At 65.8% G+C, this 16,852-nt stretch carries 15 protein-coding genes and 1 pseudogene; 7 read left to right on the top strand and 9 right to left on the bottom strand.

The genetic code is table 11. The features are described 5' to 3' along the window. Positions 1-50 precede the first annotated feature (50 nt). From MTAB308_RS03010 to MTAB308_RS02995, 4 genes are all read left to right on the top strand, one after another. Positions 51-1,532 carry an MFS transporter gene (locus tag MTAB308_RS03010; protein ID WP_077097742.1) on the top strand — a complete coding sequence of 494 codons (1,482 nt, stop codon included), beginning with the start codon at positions 51-53 and terminating at the stop codon, positions 1,530-1,532. A 148-nt stretch (positions 1,533-1,680) separates the two neighbouring features. Then, on the top strand, positions 1,681-3,858 hold the full coding sequence (locus tag MTAB308_RS03005) for a glutamine synthetase III family protein (protein WP_077097740.1): 2,178 nt from the start codon (positions 1,681-1,683) through the stop codon (positions 3,856-3,858). Positions 3,859-4,037: 179 nt separating this feature from the next. After that, entirely contained in the window at positions 4,038-5,993 is a 1,956-nt protein-coding gene (locus tag MTAB308_RS30215; RefSeq protein ID WP_077097737.1) for a serine/threonine-protein kinase, read from the top strand. 78 nt (positions 5,994-6,071) lie between these two features. After that, positions 6,072-6,458: a hypothetical protein gene (locus tag MTAB308_RS02995; protein ID WP_077097735.1), complete on the top strand. Its 387-nt coding sequence runs from the start codon at positions 6,072-6,074 to the stop codon at positions 6,456-6,458. 51 nt (positions 6,459-6,509) lie between these two features. Here MTAB308_RS02995 and MTAB308_RS02990 read toward each other — a convergent pair whose 3' ends face one another. Continuing rightward, on the bottom strand, positions 6,510-8,339 hold the full coding sequence (locus MTAB308_RS02990; protein ID WP_077097733.1) for a serine/threonine protein kinase PknE: 1,830 nt from the start codon (positions 8,337-8,339) through the stop codon (positions 6,510-6,512). Between the two features lie 161 nt (positions 8,340-8,500). After that, positions 8,501-8,800 (bottom strand): hypothetical protein, encoded by a 300-nt coding sequence (locus tag MTAB308_RS02985; protein ID WP_425436177.1) that lies wholly within the window; start codon positions 8,798-8,800, stop codon positions 8,501-8,503. Positions 8,801-9,080: 280 nt separating this feature from the next. Between MTAB308_RS02985 and MTAB308_RS02980 the strand changes: the two genes are divergently transcribed. Then, positions 9,081-9,566 carry an SRPBCC family protein gene (locus MTAB308_RS02980; protein WP_077097729.1) on the top strand — a complete coding sequence of 162 codons (486 nt, stop codon included), beginning with the start codon at positions 9,081-9,083 and terminating at the stop codon, positions 9,564-9,566. Between the two features lie 4 nt (positions 9,567-9,570). On the opposite strand, the gene MTAB308_RS02975 is transcribed toward MTAB308_RS02980, so the two are convergent. The 7 genes and pseudogenes from MTAB308_RS02975 to MTAB308_RS02940 all read right to left on the bottom strand — a co-directional run bounded on the left by MTAB308_RS02975 (position 9,571) and on the right by MTAB308_RS02940 (position 15,843). Continuing rightward, complete coding sequence (locus MTAB308_RS02975) at positions 9,571-10,287, bottom strand: pyrimidine reductase family protein (RefSeq protein ID WP_077097727.1); 717 nt, start codon at positions 10,285-10,287, stop codon at positions 9,571-9,573. Position 10,288: 1 nt separating this feature from the next. Next, a complete protein-coding gene (locus MTAB308_RS02970; protein WP_077097725.1) occupies positions 10,289-10,786 on the bottom strand; it encodes a flavin reductase family protein in 498 nt (165 codons plus the stop codon). A gap of 47 nt (positions 10,787-10,833) precedes the next feature. Continuing rightward, positions 10,834-11,250 carry an ArsI/CadI family heavy metal resistance metalloenzyme gene (locus MTAB308_RS02965; RefSeq protein WP_077097723.1) on the bottom strand — a complete coding sequence of 139 codons (417 nt, stop codon included), beginning with the start codon at positions 11,248-11,250 and terminating at the stop codon, positions 10,834-10,836. Positions 11,251-11,272: 22 nt separating this feature from the next. Next, positions 11,273-11,686 (bottom strand): annotated as a pseudogene (locus MTAB308_RS02960) (arsenate reductase ArsC); the annotation flags it as partial. Between the two features lie 751 nt (positions 11,687-12,437). Beyond that, positions 12,438-13,121, bottom strand: a complete 684-nt coding sequence (locus MTAB308_RS02950; RefSeq protein WP_245831233.1) for a TetR/AcrR family transcriptional regulator — start codon at positions 13,119-13,121, stop codon at positions 12,438-12,440. A gap of 1,076 nt (positions 13,122-14,197) precedes the next feature. After that, entirely contained in the window at positions 14,198-14,806 is a 609-nt protein-coding gene (locus MTAB308_RS02945; RefSeq protein WP_077097716.1) for a hotdog family protein, read from the bottom strand. Between the two features lie 209 nt (positions 14,807-15,015). Beyond that, a complete protein-coding gene (locus MTAB308_RS02940) occupies positions 15,016-15,843 on the bottom strand; it encodes an Emopamil-binding protein (RefSeq protein WP_245831231.1) in 828 nt (275 codons plus the stop codon). Between the two features lie 182 nt (positions 15,844-16,025). On the opposite strand from MTAB308_RS02940, the gene MTAB308_RS29610 reads away from it, so the two are divergent. Then, positions 16,026-16,298: a hypothetical protein gene (locus tag MTAB308_RS29610; protein ID WP_245831229.1), complete on the top strand. Its 273-nt coding sequence runs from the start codon at positions 16,026-16,028 to the stop codon at positions 16,296-16,298. A 14-nt stretch (positions 16,299-16,312) separates the two neighbouring features. Then, positions 16,313-16,819, top strand: a complete 507-nt coding sequence (locus MTAB308_RS29605; protein ID WP_245831227.1) for a class I SAM-dependent methyltransferase — start codon at positions 16,313-16,315, stop codon at positions 16,817-16,819. Positions 16,820-16,852: the final 33 nt, after the last annotated feature.

The raw sequence follows: 16,852 nt of genomic DNA, 5'->3' as shown, positions 1-16,852 counted from the left end.
TGCCCGTCCCCTTGTTTGGGTAATTCTCTGCTCACCCAGATAGGAGTCAGATGAGCGCAGGCGTGCAAACCGGAACCATCACCACCCAGGTGCCGGCCCGGCTGGACCGGCTGCCCTGGTCACGATTTCACTGGCGCGTCGTCATCGGCCTCGGCGGTGTGTGGATCCTCGACGGCCTCGAGGTCACCATGGTGGGCAACGTGTCGTCCCGCCTCACCGAAAAGGGCAGCGGCATCGAGCTCAACGCCGCGCAGATCGGGATGGCGGCGGCGTTCTACATCGGCGGGGCCTGCCTGGGCGCGCTGTTCTTCGGTCACCTGACCGACCGCTTCGGCCGGCGCAACCTGTTCATCCTGACCCTCGCGGTGTACCTGGCCGCCACCGTCGCGACCGCATTCGCCTTCGCCCCTTGGTATTTCTTCATCGCCCGCTTCTTCACCGGTTCCGGCATCGGCGGCGAATACGCGGCGATAAACTCCGCGATCGACGAGTTGATCCCCGCGCGCGTGCGCGGTCGCGTGGACCTGGTGATCAACGGGACCTACTGGCTGGGTTCGGCGGCGGGCGCGGCCGGCGCGCTGGTCCTGCTGGACACCTCGAATTTCGCGCCGAACATCGGGTGGCGGCTCGCCTTCGGCGTCGGCGCCATTTTCGGCATCTTCGTGCTGCTCGTCCGGCGCAACGTTCCGGAAAGTCCCCGGTGGTTGTTCATCCACGGCCGCGCGGACGAGGCCGAGCGGGTGGTCGGTGAGATCGAGGGGGAAGTGCAGCGGGCCACCGGCAAGCCGCTGCCGCAGCCGGGCGGCCGCCCGCTCAAAGTCCGCCAACGCGAGACGATTTCGTTTCGGGAGATCGCCAGGGTGGCCTTCACGCTCTACCCGCGGCGCGCGGTGCTCGGGCTGGCGCTGTTCATCGGGCAGGCGTTCCTCTACAACGGGGTCACGTTCAACCTCGGCACGCTGCTGAGTGGCTTCTACGGCGTCCCGTCCGCGAAGGTGCCGCTCTTCTTCATCCTCTGGGCGCTCAGCAATTTCGTCGGCCCCCTGGCCCTCGGGCACCTGTTCGACACCGTCGGCCGCAAACCGATGATCAGCGCGACGTACATCGGTTCGGCCGTCGTGGCCGTCGTGTTGGCGGTGCTGTTCGTGACGGGGACCGGCGGTGCCTGGACATTCATCGCCGTGCTCGCGGTGGCCTTCTTCTTGGCCTCGGCGGGGGCGAGCGCGGCCTACCTGACCGTCAGCGAGATCTTCCCGATGGAGACCCGGGCGCTGGCGATCGCGTTCTTCTACGCCGTCGGGACGGCGATCGGCGGCATCACCGGTCCGCTGCTGTTCGGCCAGTTGATCAACTCCGGGCAGCGCGGTCAGGTGGTCTGGTCGTTCCTCATCGGAGCGGCGGTGATGGCCATCGCGGGCCTGATCGAGCTGTGGCTCGGGGTGGCCGCCGAAGGACGCCCGCTGGAAGAGCTGGCCTTGCCCTTGACGGTGGCCGACGCCGAGCGTGAGGACGAAGCCCCGCGGCAGCAGTAGCCGCGAGCCGACAGACGTCTCACGATCGCAACCATCGCGGACCCAGCGTTGACACCGGCGTAACAAATTTGCCATCGAACGTTCCTATGGTGGGGCGGTCCGTCGTCCGCCACGTGAACCGTGGGGCCCCCCAGCGATAGGAATTCAATTGAGCGGAAACGCTGTCCGTCTGCAGGCGATCAACAACGTCGAGGCGTATGTTCCCCCGGCCATCAGCTTCGTAGCCGGGGAGACGCCGGGCGAGATCTTCGGCTCGAACGTCTTCACCAAGGCGGAAATGCAGGCGCGGCTGCCCAAGTCGGTGTTCAAGTCCGTCGTGGCCACCATCGAGAAAGGCGCCAAGCTCGACCCGGCGGTCGCCGACACGGTGGCGGTAGCCATGAAGGACTGGGCGCTGGAGAAGGGTGCCACCCACTACGCCCACGTGTTCTACCCGATGACCGGCCTGACCGCCGAGAAGCACGACAGCTTCTTAGAGCCCATCTCGGACGGGCAGACGCTCGCCGAGTTCGCCGGCAAGACCCTCATCCAGGGCGAGCCCGACGCCTCCAGCTTCCCCTCGGGAGGGCTGCGCAGCACCTTCGAAGCGCGCGGCTACACCGGCTGGGACGTCACCAGCCCGGCTTACATCCTGGAGAACCCAAACGGCAACACGCTTTGCATCCCAACGGTTTTCGTCTCGATGACCGGCGAGGCGCTGGACTACAAGACGCCGCTGCTGCGCAGCCAGCAGGCCATGGGCATCCACGCCGAGCGCATCCTGAAGCTGTTCGGCCACAAGGAGCTCAACAAGGTCGTGTCGTTCTGCGGCCCGGAGCAGGAGTACTTCCTGGTCGACCGGCACTTCTTTCTGGCCCGGCCGGACCTGGTCAACGCCGGTCGCACGGTGTTCGGCGCCAAGCCGCCCAAAGGGCAGGAGTTCGACGACCATTACTTCGGCGCGGTGCCCGAGCGCGTCCTCGGTTTCATGATGGACACCGAGCGGGAGCTGTTCAAACTGGGCATTCCGGCCAAGACCCGGCACAACGAGGTGGCGCCGGGCCAGTTCGAGGTGGCGCCGATGTTCGAGCGCGCCAACATCGCCTCCGACCACCAGCAGCTGCTGATGACCACCTTCAAGACGATCGCCAAGAAGCACGGCATGGAATGCCTGTTCCACGAGAAGCCGTTCGCCGGCGTCAACGGCTCGGGGAAACACGTCAACTTCTCGGTGGGCAACGCCGAACTGGGTTCGCTGCTCGTCCCGGGCGACACCCCGCACGAGAACGCGCAGTTCCTGGTGTTCTGTGCGGCGGTGATCCGCGCCGTGCACAAATTCGCCGGGCTGCTCCGGGTGTCGGTGGCCTCGGCCACCAACGACCACCGGTTGGGCGCCAACGAGGCACCGCCGGCGATCATCTCGATCTTCCTCGGAGAGCAGCTCGCCGACGTGTTCGAGCAGATCGCCAAGGGTGCGGCCACATCCTCGAAGGGCAAAGGCACCATGATCATCGGTGTCGACACGCTGCCCCCGCTGCCGACCGATGCCGGCGACCGCAACCGCACCAGTCCGTTCGCGTTCACCGGCAACAGGTTTGAATTCCGGGCCCCGGGCTCCGGGCAGACCGTCGCCGTGCCGATGATCGTCCTCAACACGATCATGGCCGACTCGTTCGACTATATGGCCTCCATCCTGGAGAAGGCCGTCGCCGACGGCGAGGACTTCGACGCGGCGGTACAGAAGCTGCTCACCGACGTCATCACCGAACACGGCGCGGTGGTGTTCAACGGGGACGGGTATTCGGAGAACTGGCAGATCGAGGCGGCCGAGCGGGGCCTGCCGAACCTGAAGACCACGCTGGATGCGATCCCCGAGCTGATCAAGCCGGAATCGATCGAACTCTTCGAAAAATACGGCGTGTTCAACGATCGCGAATTGCACAGCCGCTACGAGGTCCGCCTGGAGCAGTACGCGCTGACCATCGCGGTCGAAGCGAAGCTGGCGCTCGAGATCGGGACGACGGTCATCCTGCCGGCCGCGATCCGCTACCAGACCGAGCTCGCGCAAAACGTCGCGGCCCTGAAGAAGGCCGGCGTGGAGCCGAGTATGGCTGCATTGGAAGGGGTTTCGGCTCCGCTTGCCGATCTGTCCGCGGCGTTGGCGACGCTGAAGTCCGCACTGTCGGATCACTCCGCATCGTCGGCGCTCGAAGAGGCCACGCACGCCCAGCAGGAGCTGCTACCGGCGATGGACGCGGTGCGCGCGGCCGTCGACACGCTGGAAAGCGTTGTGGCCGACGATCTGTGGCCGCTTCCCACCTACCAGGAGATGCTGTACATCCTGTGACAGGCTTCGTCGGGCGTGGGGGCCGGCCGCGCAAGCGGCGGTGATCCGCGGCCCCCACGTCCGGCGATCCGCGCACGCAGCGCAAGAAATCCGCAAGGACTTCACCAAGATCTGGCAAGTTCGGTGCCGCAACCTTTCTGCTGACGGGGCGATCGCCCTGTGGCCGGAAAGGATCGGAAGTGCCCAAAACCCCCGAAGACAAGACTTACGATCTGGCCATGTCGCTCGAGGTCGGCCAGGTGTTCGCCGGATACACGATCCGTCGGCTGCTGGGCTCGGGCGGCATGGGCCAGGTGTACCTGGCGGCGCACCCACGTTTGCCGCGCGAAGACGCGCTGAAAGTGCTGCCGCCGGAATTGACCGCCGACGGGGAATTCCGGGCCCGTTTCGTGCGCGAGGCCGACCTGGCGGCCGGGTTGTCACACCCGCACATCGTGCGAGTCCACGACCGCGGTGAGGAGGACGGCCACTTCTGGATCTCGATGGCCTACGTGCCCGGCACCGACGCGGGCCGGCTGCTGGTCGAAAACAACCCGGGCGGAATGCCGCTCGATGAGGTGGTGTCCATCATCACCGCGGTCGCGTCGGCCCTGGACTACGCGCACCATCGCGGGCTGCTGCACCGCGACGTCAAGCCCGCCAACATCCTGTTGACCGACCCCGACGGTCAGGAGCGCCGCGTCTTCCTGGCCGACTTCGGCATCGCCCGGCGCATCGAAGACGCCACCGGTCTGACCGCGACCAACATGACTGTGGGCACGGCCGCCTACGCGGCGCCCGAGCAGCTGAAGGGCGAGCCCATCGACGGGCGCGCCGACCAATACGCCTTGGCCTGCACGGCCTTTCACCTGCTGACCGGCGCGGCGCCCTACGTCGATTCCAATCCCGCCGTGGTGATCAGCCAGCATGTCAACGCCGCGCCGCCGTCCATCGGTGCGCGGCGGGCGGAGCTGGTCGCGCTGGACGCGGTGTTCGCCACCGCCATGGCCAAGGAGCCATCGCAGCGATTCGGGAGCTGCGGGGAGTTCGCCGCCCACCTCGGCCAGCAGGCCGGCCCGGGCTACGCATACGCCGGCCAGATTCCGCCCCGCCCCGACAACGAAATCACCCAGCCCTCGTTCGGCGTCGCCGCGCCCACAACGCCGCTGCGGCCGACGAAGCGGTGGAGCCGGCGCCCGGCCGTCCTGATCCCCGCCCTGGCGGGCGTCGCGGCGCTGATCGCGGGTGGCGTCTGGGCGGGCGACCGGCTCACCCACTCCCACCAGCCGTCGCCCACCGCCGCGCCCACGGCCGCCCCGACACCCGCGACCCCGCCGCCCAACTCGGGACCCTTCACGGGCGTCTACCGGGCCGACTTCGCGCGGATCACCAGCATCGAGGGCATGCCGCCGCCGGGCGCCGCGCCGACAACCGAGACGTGGGGCGTGAGCTCCGCGTGCCGGCCCACCGGCTGCGTCGCGACCGCCACCCGCCTGACCGGAGAGACCATGCAGGTGCCGACGATGGTGCTCGACCAGGTGAACGGAAGCTGGCTGGCCGTCAGCGTGGGCTCGAGCACGTGCGGCAAGGTCGACGGTGAAATCTGGGAGACGTTCACGCTGCAACCGCGTCCCGACGGGACGCTGGCCGGCGAGGCGACCGAGATCATGGGCAAGGGCTGCGCCAACAAACGAAGCGTGACCTTCACCCGCACCGGGGACGTCGACGTCAAGAGCGTGGCCGATCCGAACGCCCTGCCGCCGCGGACCGTGTCGCCGGCCGAGGGGGTGCACGGCCACTACCAGGAGAGCGGCACTCAGCCGAACGGTTACCGGGAACAGAACGACTTCGTGGTCCGTACCGACTGCCTGCGCACCGGCGACCGGTGCATGACCTTCTTCCACAAACCACCCTTGTCGGCCATGGCGCTGGTATTCGACGGCGGCGCTTGGACTTACGACCGTGAGTTCGACATGCCCTGCACGCGGGGCGGCGCCATGGAGCACACCAGGATCGTCGCGCACTTCCCGATGCCCCAGCCCCCGCAGGACCCGGTTCCGCTGATCAGCGGGCACGGCCACGAGGACGTTACGGGGCCGCCGTCGCCGTGCAAGAGCACCGACGTCGACATCAAATTCGCGCGCACCGGCGACTGACCGCCGTCCCGGGCGGCCCACAAGCTAGGGCCAATGGTCCCTACCCCCCGTGGGTATGTGTGTGCGATCCTTCTAGGCATGACGGAAACACCCGAATCCACGGTCGACCCGGCCACCGTGGCCGGCCCACCCCGGTACGACAACCGGTATGGCGGATCCAGCCGGTTGGGCCAAGCCGCGGCGTGGGTGGTGATCGTTGCCGGGACGCTCTTCGTCGTCTCGGTGATCCTGTTCTGGGGGCTGCTGTTGGGCTGGTCCGCGGGCAGCCACTATGGCTGGTACCGCGGGTATTACGGCGGCCACTCCGGCGGCTGCCCCATGATGGGACCCGGCGGTATGGGCCCCATGATGGGACCGGGTGGTATGGGCCCCATGATGGGGCCGGGCGGGATGATGGGCCCGGGCGGCATGATGCCGCCGCCGCAAACGCCCTCGGCGCCAACGCCTCCGACACCGCGCCCCTAGCACGGCACGGCCGGGGCCGAATCACCCACCGCGGCAAGCGCCGTCGGCGGCCTATCCGAGCAGTTTGGTGAGCCAGGTTGGATCCTGGTAGTTCACCGATTTGGTGCCGTCCCACACGAACGGCGTGCCGGTGGCGTTGAGCCCGCTCAACGTCGCATCCCCGGCCGCCGCTTTGGCTTTGGCGGTGGCGACGTCGTCACCGGCTTTGATGCAGTCGATCACGCTGGCATCGACGCCGACGGTCTTGGCCAACTGGGCCAATTCGCCGTCGGTGCGATCCTCGGGGGCGTTCTCCGCGGGCTGGAAGGTGCTGGCGAACAGGCCAGAGTAGAAATCGCTGTAGAGCTTCGGATCGTTTTGTGCCGCAACGCAATACGTGGCAGCGACGGCGCGAGTCGAGTAATTCTTGCTGTGCGATTTGTCGTCGAGGAAGTTGAGCAGGTGATAGCGCACCGCCAGCTTCTTGTTGTTCACCGCGCTTTCGATGTCGCTCGCGTTCGACCGGATGAAGCTGCCGCACGGCGGGCAGATGGGCTCGTTGAAGATATCGATCGTCGTCGGTGCCGCCCCGCTGCCGATGGACACACCGTCGTCGAGCACTTTCAACTCGACCGCGTCGGGCGGGGGCGGCGCCGACGTCGCGCTGGACGTGGGCCGGGAGGACGACGACTGCCACGGATGAGCGGCAACCAGGGCCAGTACGCCGACGACGGCCACCACCACGGCGACGGCGGCGCCCACCCACAGCCACGGTTTACGGCCGCCCCGGGGCGGCTGCGCCCACGGCGGAGCGCCGGTGCTCCCCAGATCGCCCGTGCCCCACGGCGGAGTCCCCGGCCATCCCGTCGGCTGTGGCACCGGTCCACCGCCGATGACCGGTGAGCCGGTTGCCGGGGTCGCGGGCCACGCCGGGCCGTGGGGCGGGGCGTGGCCGGCCATCGCCGGCGGCACCGACGCGAAGCCGCTGGGCTGCTGGCCGGCGAACGCCGCGGGCAGCTTGGCCACCTGGCTGCGCTCCAGGATGTCGGTGGCCCGGTCCTGATCGGGTGTGGCCAGCGCGGCGTAGGCGGCCGACGACATGTCACCGCAGGTCGCATACCGCGCCGCTGGGTCCTTGGCCATGCCACGGGCGATCACGGCGTCGAAGGCCACCGGGATGCTCGGCCGCGCGACGCTGGGCCGCGGGATCGCCTGGTTGAGGTGGGCCCCCATCACGCTGATGGTGTCGCCGGTGTACGGCGGGGTCCCGGTGAGGCACTCGTAGAGCACGCAGGCCAGGGCGTAGATGTCGGCGCGATAGGTCACTTCGCTGTCGCTGAACCGCTCCGGCGCCATGTATTTGACCGTGCCCACTGTGGTGCCGAACTGCGTCAGCTTTTCGTCCGACGTGGCGCTGGCGATCCCGAAGTCGACCAGATAGGCGAAATCGTCGGAGCTGACGAGGATGTTCTCCGGTTTCACGTCGCGATGCATCACCCCGGCCGCGTGTGCGGCGTCGAGCGCCGAGCCGATCTGGCGCACGATGGCCACCGCGCGCGGCGGCGCCAGCGGCCCGAACCGGCTCAGCGTGGTGGCCAGGTTCTTGCCGTCGATCAGGCGCATGTCCACGTACAGCTGGCCGTCGATCTCACCGAAGTCGTGAATCGGCACGACGTGGGGTTCCTGCAGCCGCCCCGCGGTGCGGGCCTCGCGCTGCATGCGCGAGCGGAAGACCGGATCGCTGGAGAGCGTCTGCGACATGAGCTTGAGCGCCACGATGCGTTCGCGCACCGTGTCCTCGGCCTCGTAGACGTCACCCATGCCGCCGCGGCCCACCAGCCGCCGCAGCCGATACGGCCCGAACTGCGAACCCTCCCGCGAATCCGCGGTCGTGTCACCCATCGCCGACTCCTCACCCGGGGCCGCAATCACCTACGAGCATGCCTGCCAGGCATAAGGCTAATGGCTTCGGCAGCGTCCGGGCACGGTGAATAACGAGAAAGCCAGCTCATTGCGACTTTGCTGGCCGTGGCGATTGCGGGCCGGACGGCGTGGGCAGCGGCTCAGCGGCATTCCTCGTCGCCGGCTTTGCGTTCGCTGAGGCCCTCGCGGGACAGCGCCCGGACGAAGCCGTAGGCCTGCATCCCCGCCGGACCGGGATTTTTGACGATCCAGTCGTTGATCTTTCCCAGCGCGTTGGCCAAGTCGTCGCGCCTGACCCGGATCAGGTAGGTCTTTCGATCGTCTTGCGGGTCGTCAAGGGATTCGGCGACGGCCACGGGGTTGCGGAAGGCGTAGGCGATCCCGTGCACCGAATCGTGGTTGAGCGCCCAGTGCAGCTCGCCCGGCCGCAATCGGTTCACCGCCAGATTGCGGTATTCGTCCTCGCCGTTTGCATCGCTCACGTGGCCGGCGGTCCTCCTCTCCGGTGCCCGCGAGTGGTTGGACGACGATGGACTGAAGGCAGTGTCGCGCAGGCAAATCGATGGAAATAACCCAAGCTTTCATCATAGGAACCCGCGGGACCCGCTGCATGCCGAGCGGCCGTCCAGCAATCGCGGCGGCACTGCCCTCGATCGCGCCAGGCGACGTAGAGTTACCCGGGACCCAATTTATGGCTATCTCCGCCGGCTGCGAGGACTCATGACCGAACGCATCGAGACCAGTCGCACTATCCCGGCCCCCGCGGCCGACATCTTCGCGGTGCTGTGCGATCCGCAGGGCCACGTCTCGATCGATTCCTCGGGGATGCTCCAGGACGCCGACGGCGACTCCGTCACGGCCGCCGGGGACAGTTTCGTGGTTCACATGGACCGCGAGGCACTCAACGACTTCCCGCAGCTCGGCAAATACGACGTCACGGTCAGCATCGAAGACTTCGAGCAGGATCGGCTGATCTCGTGGACGGTTCTCGGCCAGATCCGCCCGCAGATCGGCCATGTCTACGGTTATCTGCTCGAACCGGCCGAGGACGGCGCGTCCACCGTGGTCACCTCGTTCTACGACTGGTCGAACATCGACGCGAAGTGGCGGGACGCCGGAATTTTCCCGGTCCTGTCCGAGGGCGCCTTGCGGGCGACTCTGGGCATTCTGGACCGGACGGTCCGCCGGGGCTATCCCCGCGGCTGACCGATCAGCGGCGATATTTCAGAAACAGGTAGTCGTCGTAGGCCAGTGCGTGCTCGAGCCGCATCGCCGCCGGCACCGACAGCTGCGCGGGCCGTCGCAGGCCCACGGGCTGGCCCCCGGCCAGCTTGGGCGCCAGGGTCACGCAGATCTCGGCGATGGCGTCGGCGTCGACCAGCTCATCGAGCAGAGTGGGCCCGCCCTCGCACAGGATGCGGCGCATGCCGTGCTCGCGCAGCAGCTCGACGGCACGGCTGACGTCGACGGAGTCGTCGCCGGCCACCATGGCCGGCGGCCGCGCGCCGTCGCCGACTGCGTGCCGCGCGGGCGAGCGTGCGCAGGTCACCAGGATCGGCGGCTGGTCCGGGTCGCTGAACAGCCTGGCCGGCAGTTCACCGCTTCGGCTGACCACGGCGATCGGGGGCGGCGCGGGCCGCCCTTCGGCGTGCCGGTTTTCCCGTTGCGCATCGGTGAGCCGCACCGGGCCATAGTTCTCGGCGCGCGCGGTGCCGGCGCCGACCAGGACCACGTCGGCGAAGCCGCGCAGGATCCGCAGCAGGTGCTGATCGGTGGGACACGACAGCGGTCCGGCGCGGCCACCGAAGGCGGCGGCGCCGTCGGCGGAAAAGATCATGTTGGCGCGCACCCCGTCCGGGGGATCGGCGTAGAACGACGCCAATTCGGTGATGTCGCCGACGGCGCCCACCCGAGGAGAGTCGGTCACGTCAGGCCTCGTGGCCGGGTTCCAGGTGGCGCACGTCGCCGAATGACACCCATTCCTCCAGTTCCTGCGGCGGGCGACCGTCGACCGGTTCCAGCAGGTGCCCGACGTGGTCGCCCAGGGAGAACCGATCCAGGATCTTGCCGGCGAACCAGGCGGCCGCGTCGTCGAGGATGGGCAGCTGCGCCGGCCCGCGATGCCACGAGCACCGCTCGAACTTGTTGACCTCGTCGCCGGTCTGGCTGCCGAAGAATTCCGCGACGCCGATGTGCTCGTGGTCGAACACGTGCACGGCCAGGTGGCTGGCCCCGGCGGCCACCCGGAACGTGTGGTTTTTCTTGGAAATGCCGACCAGGAAACGCGGCGGATTGATGCTGGTTTGGCTGGCGAAACCGACCAGGCAGCCGGCGTCGACGCCGTCGGCCTGCGTGGTCACCACGAACATCGGATAGTTCAACAGCGCCACCAGCTTTTCGAATGCTTCCGTTCCGGGTTCGGCCATCCGCTCAGTCTTCCCCTTCGGGCCGGCCGGGAATCGCCGCGGGGCGCCTACGCCTGGCAGCAGGCCTCTTCGGCGTCGCCGCCGGCGGCCCCGAAGGTGTCGGAGTCGGCCAGGACGGTGTAGACCTCCCAGCGTTCGCCGCCGGGGGCGGTGACCCACACCTTGTCCTGGGCGGCGAAGCAGCAGGTGGTGTTCATCTCTTCATCGGTGAAGATCCCGTGGGCGCCGAGACGGCCGATTTCGGCGTGCACGTCGTCCGCGGAGGACACCTCGACGCCGAGGTGGTTCAGCGTGCCGCCGTGGCCCGGGTTCTCGAACAGCACCAGCTTGAGCGGCGGTTCGGCGATGGCGAAGTTGGCGTAGCCGGGCTTGACCTTGGCGGGTTCGGTGTCGAACAGCTTGGAGTAAAACGCGATCGCCTCGCCGAGATCGTCGACGTTGAGGGCTAGCTGCACGCGGAACATGTTGATTCCTTTCTCCGGGTGATCATGAGGGGGTGGACGTGGGCAGAAGCTCGGCGACCAAGGCGCGGACCCGCGTCGCGATGTCGTCGCGGATGGCCCGCACGGTGGCCAGCGGCTGGCCTGCGGGGTCGGCCAATTTCCAGTCGCGGTAGGACACCCCGGGGAAATAGGGGCAGGCGTCACCGCAGCCCGTGGCGATCACGACGTCGCTGCTGCGCGTCGCGTCGGCCGTGCAGATCGTCGGGGTGGCGGCCGCGATGTCGATGCCGATTTCGGCCATGGCCGCGATCGCAACGGGGTTGACCGCGTCGGCGGGTTCGGTTCCCGCGGAACGGATCTCGATGCGGTCGCCCGCGAGGTGGCGCAGCAAGCCGGCCGCCATCTGCGAGCGTCCGGCGTTGTGGACGCAGACGAACAGGACGCTGGGTTTGTCGGCCATCGGCTACGGCTCCCGGAACAACCGGGTTCGCAGCCGCCGCTGTAGGTTCTCATTTTGCGTGGCGAACTTCTCACAGGAATGGCGAATGACTGGCGAATCCGCCACGAAGTTGAGAAAGTAGTTAGTTGCACTAGACGGGTCAGCGCGAATTTCCGGTGCCGTTCCCTCGCGAAAACCTGCCGATGGTGACACCCTGGGTTCGCGGTTGACCGCGTGGTTTATCCATGTCAGATGTAGTTTGCGTTGACTTGAGTTCCGCGACCGTTGCCTACCGGCCAGCGGCGGGGAAAAACGCTGTCTGCCGGCGGGCGAAGTGTCGCCCGAAACATCATTTCGGGTAGTGCCTTGGCGCACCTTCCGATGGTACTTCGGCCAGCGCCACTACTCGGGCACGTATTGGTCGGCGACTGAACGCGACCACGTCATCTACTAGTCTCGCCTAGAGCGGGCGAACTCTATCCTGGCTGATTTTGATCCGACGGTGAATCTCATTGTGGCGCAGCCTTGTCAGTTGACCGTGATCGTTGATAAGCAGGAGTGTTGTCACATTTCAGACTATCTCTGGGACAACGATGCGGGACAGATTGTGGTCACGTGGTGCGTGGCGAAATTGTCGAATCTTTGGGCTGGTGTTAGCTGGTGTTGAATGAGCCAGTAGCAGTGCGCATCGCCAATGTACGGTTCCTAGCGGGATACCGACGCGAATGGCTGGCAACCAGAACGTTCTGGTGGACTTACGCTTTCGGTCCTATTTTGAAGGGAGGCGTGTCTCAGGGATGGGCGGAGTTTTACGTGCTCCAGGTCCGGGGGCGGCCGCTGCGGGCAATTCCAGCGAACGCCTTAAGTACTGGGTGAGTTCGAGTGCCACGTCGTCAGCGGGCCTGTCGAATTCGCTATTGACCCAGTCGGTCAACCATACTTGCAGCGCTGACACCACGAGGCCCGCTAACAGCGATGGCCGCATGGGGGGAACTCCTTCGGATTCGACTGCGTCGTGCGCCAGCGCGACCATTGTGTCGATGCCGGTACGCCAGGCGTCGCGCTGGTTGCCGCGGCCCCAATTGTGGCCGCCTGTGGCCCAGCTCAATCCTTCGCTGACGTGAATGCGCAAGTAGTTGGGATGTTCGGCGAAGTAGGTGACGAGCGCATGAAGCGATGCGAAGAGTCGTTGGACCGGCGAAGTGCAATCAGCTATGGCTTGTTGTCCTGCGGAAATGAATTCTTCGACGCGCTGCTGATTGAGGACGTCCCATATTTCGTCCTTGCCGGCGAAGTGTTTGTACAGCGTCGCTAGGGACACATCTGCGGTGCGCGCGATGTTTGCGACCTTGGTCTTTTCGAACCCGGCCCTGGCGAACTCGTACTCGGCGGCTGAAATGATCTGCATCCGATACATTTGCCGGCGGGTTTCGTGAATGCTGGGGACGTTCACCGGTACCGAGTCACTGTGCCATACCGTCCTTCGGGCCAGGGTACTGACGGCTCGAGCATAATTGACCCGTCAGAGAGTTCCTCTGACCACCGGCGATGGGCCTGACGTGCGCTACTGCGACTTGCCGTCACGTCCTACGTCCGCCATGACGAAGACACCGATGATTGTGACCCTCCAGGGGTCGCTGGCGCTCGCCGGCTAGTGCGGCGCGCCGCAATTCCCGGAAACCCAACGCGATCAGGATGAGCCCTAGTGGGCCCATCACGGCTGACCCGCAGACAATGCATCCGGCAAGAAGAAAGCGATCAGAGCGCTGCGAGTCTGTTCCTTCCGCGAGTGCCCTCGACGCTGCTTGTGTCATCGTGGCGCCCTTTACCAGCCGAACACGACGAGCACGGTGGGCATCAGCGCGGCACCGAATATCGAGATGGCGACCGTGCACACGATTGCCAAGACAAGGAGACCACTTGTGTAGCTTGGTATCTCGATGAGATACCAGGTTGGGCATCGATTTGCGCTTGTGTGAGCGAAGTGTAGGGTGGGTCACCCAAGCGAGTGGCCAGCCAGTAGGCTTCAGCGATCAGGGCGCTTAGGGTAAGTGGGATCACGACCCCAATAACGAGGGCGTCTCCCCAAAACCCGTTTCCCCCATGACTGGTATCCACTGATTCTGGGCGGGGACGGCCCGAGTGCAGCCCGTATCCGTGCTGCAACGCTTGAGTGACGTTGATGGTGATGAAGAATGTGAAAAGTGCTGGCCCTGACCACGTACGGGCGACGATCGCTTGGCGCCTTTTGTGTAGACGGGACTGATCCGGTGTCCGCGCCGTGCTGCGGCTTCGGTGCTGGGCATAGGTATCGGGGTTGGTGTCTGTGGGCGCTGATGCAGTACGTCCGGTTGTCACGCGCCCGATCCGGCCGGCGTCGCTGATCACGGTCAAACCCTTCTTCGGATGTTCGTTAGGCATGGCGACCACGCGCATCGTGTCGCGAATTCGGGTGGTGCTTGCTTGGATCGAGTCGGCCTGGCGCTTCTTGGGAGGATTAGCACGCCTAAGCCCCGTCTTGTTGGTGGTTCATCGTTGGTGGGTTCGCAAGGCGATCATGAGGGCGGTTGCTTTGGCCAGTGTCGTTGTGTCGTTGGAGCGGGTCAGCTCGGCGCTGAGGAAGGTTTTGCGTCCTTCGATGACGTCGATGCGGGCGGTGGCCTGCAGTGGGGTGTCGGTCAATACGTAGTCGGTGTAGTCGACGTGGAGGTAGGCGGTGCGGCTGATGGGGCGGCCGGCGGCGTCGATGGTGAGGGCGAAGTGCCAGTCGAAAAGTAGCGGTAGCGCGCCGCCGAGGACGACGTCATGGGCGCCATGGTAGAAGCGGCCGAACTTGCCCTGCAGAACAACACCTTTGGCGCTAGTGGTGTGGATGGTGAACGCCGGTATCAGTGGGTTCCCAAAGCCGGGTAGTGCGGCATCGCGACCGGCTGGGGCCTGTGTTTCAGGTGCCCGATTCTGGGTGAGGGTTGTCGTGAGTCGGCGCAGTTGGGTTGCCGCCGCGGTCCACACGGCCGCGTCGGGGTTCGCTGACTGCGTGGCGTCTTGTAATTCCCGCAGGCTCTGGACGTACTCCACGAATTCAGGGCTGGCAGCCTCGGGTCGATACTGTGAGAAGTCGAAGGCGGGTGATGTCATCGTGTCCGTTCGCGGCTATGCGGCGCCAGGGTCCTTTTGATTGGCGGATGTCGCTGAGCGTCGCGGAGCGACGCTGAAAATTGCTGTGTCTTCTGCGCTTTCGGCGTCGTTGCAACGGCTGTGTGTGGGCCGCCGGGTGTGCCCAGGGCTTGGGTGCATTGGCTGGATCTGATCTTCGCCAACGTACCCAAGCCCGGCGTGGCGGTTGCCTAGCTGCGGGTCGAGACGGGAATGCCAGTGCCGCGGACAGCGCCCGCTCGGGTCGACGCCCGGTCCGCCTCCACAGCTTTGCGCCCGTAGAGGTAGCCCAGTTGCTTGGCGACGAAGGGAAGGCTGACGATGGGTGCGATCATCCACGGCAAGTTCTCATAGATCAGGACGATCGAGACGTCCCAGAATCCGTGGCGTGGGAAGTTGGGAAAGCCGTGGCGCGCTTCGGCGATGAAGTAGATGAAAAACACCGTCAACATGACCGCCATGGTGAAGAAGGTCCACCACAGCGGACGGATACGTTTGTCGGGGTCGTTGCCGGCTTTCCTCAACTTCGACCACGAGTACAGCAGGATGGCGGCGCCGGTTACGACAGCCAGTTCCATCGCCCACAACGCTCCGTCGCTGTTGAGATAGCGCACATCGTTGATGCCGTAGTACCAGATCACCCATCCCCAGCGCTGACCCTGGGTGATGTGCATCTTGCCCATCAGGTCACCGACGAGCCAGATGACCTCCCACCAGAGCTCACTTGCGGCGCCGGCAATGCAAAACCAGAGCATCTGAAACTCATTGGCTTTTTCCAGCGTCGTGCGTGTCTCGCCCGGAGTATCGATCCATGACGTGATGAACATGATGAAAACCGGGGTCATAAACAGAAAACAGGCGATCGTGCCGGTCACGGGCACCATCGGGATCAGTCCCAGGCCGACTCCGATGATGCTGCCCACCGCGATCGTTGTCGTAAACGCCGCGCACCACGCGTAAGTCCGGACGCGCCGTTTGGCCCATGGTCGGGCGAAATCGTGTTCAAGGGCGGTTGTCATCACAGCCTCCTGCTGCTGAAGTGGAAAAACTTCGGGCGACCTGGAGACGAACAGAATCGCTATTCTGGAAGCTAGCATCACGATACTGTGTGGCGCAATAGTTGTTCTACTGTGGGGCGGCAGCCGCGGTGAGCGCGGGGGCCGGGTCGTGGCGACGAAATCATGAAGGGAGTCCGGCGTTGATGACTTATGGACCGGCGGCGTCAGTCGTGGAGCGGACGCGGAAGTTGTTAGATCCGCAGCGATGTACCGACTTTCGCTTCACCGAGTCGGGCTATATGGACTTTCTTGGTGAGCAGGTACCGCCTGCGCCACGCATCGTGCATCGATTGATGAATACCGAGTTCTATACCGGCGGCTACGAGCGCGGCCGCGCCGCGCTGCGACGCCTCGTGGGGCTCGTTGCTCCGCAGCGCGCCGACGACCGCACACGAATACTGGCGGCCTTCAGCTAAGACCGGGTGCCGCGGTGATCGACCTGGGTTGCGGGCCGGGTAATTTCACCGGGCTGTTCGGTAGCGCCGTGGGCGAGAACGGTTTGGCGGTGGGAGTCGACGCGTCACACCACATGTTGCGGCGTGCCACCATCGACAATGCGGGCCCCAACGTGGCGTATCTACGTGCCGACGCCCAGAAACTACCATTCGCCGACCAAAGCGCCGATGCCATCGCATGCCTAATGGCTCTTTATCTCATCGAGCAACCCTTCAAGGCGCTCGATGAGATTACCCGCGTGCTGCGTCCCAACGGTCGGGTGGTCATCCTCACCAGTCTGGCGCCAGGGGGTACGCGCGGTGACGTGCGCAGCCGGGTGGTTGAAGGTGTTAGCGGCTGTCGGATGTTCGGCCGTGATGAAATCGTTAAAGCTTTGCGTCTGAGAGGTTTCGGCGAAGTTGAGCAACGAACCGGCGGTCTGTCTCAGTTGGTGACCGCTACGCGGCACCTCCTCGGCGGGGGAAAAGACACGATGAAATGACCCCACAGCGCCGCGTTCAGGCCGCGACTCGGT

It is taken from the genome of Mycobacterium terramassiliense (assembly GCF_900157385.1).
Lineage (GTDB): Bacteria > Actinomycetota > Actinomycetes > Mycobacteriales > Mycobacteriaceae > Mycobacterium > Mycobacterium terramassiliense.
Note: the sequence above shows the minus strand (reverse complement) of the source record. Positions and strands in the feature narration are given on the sequence as shown.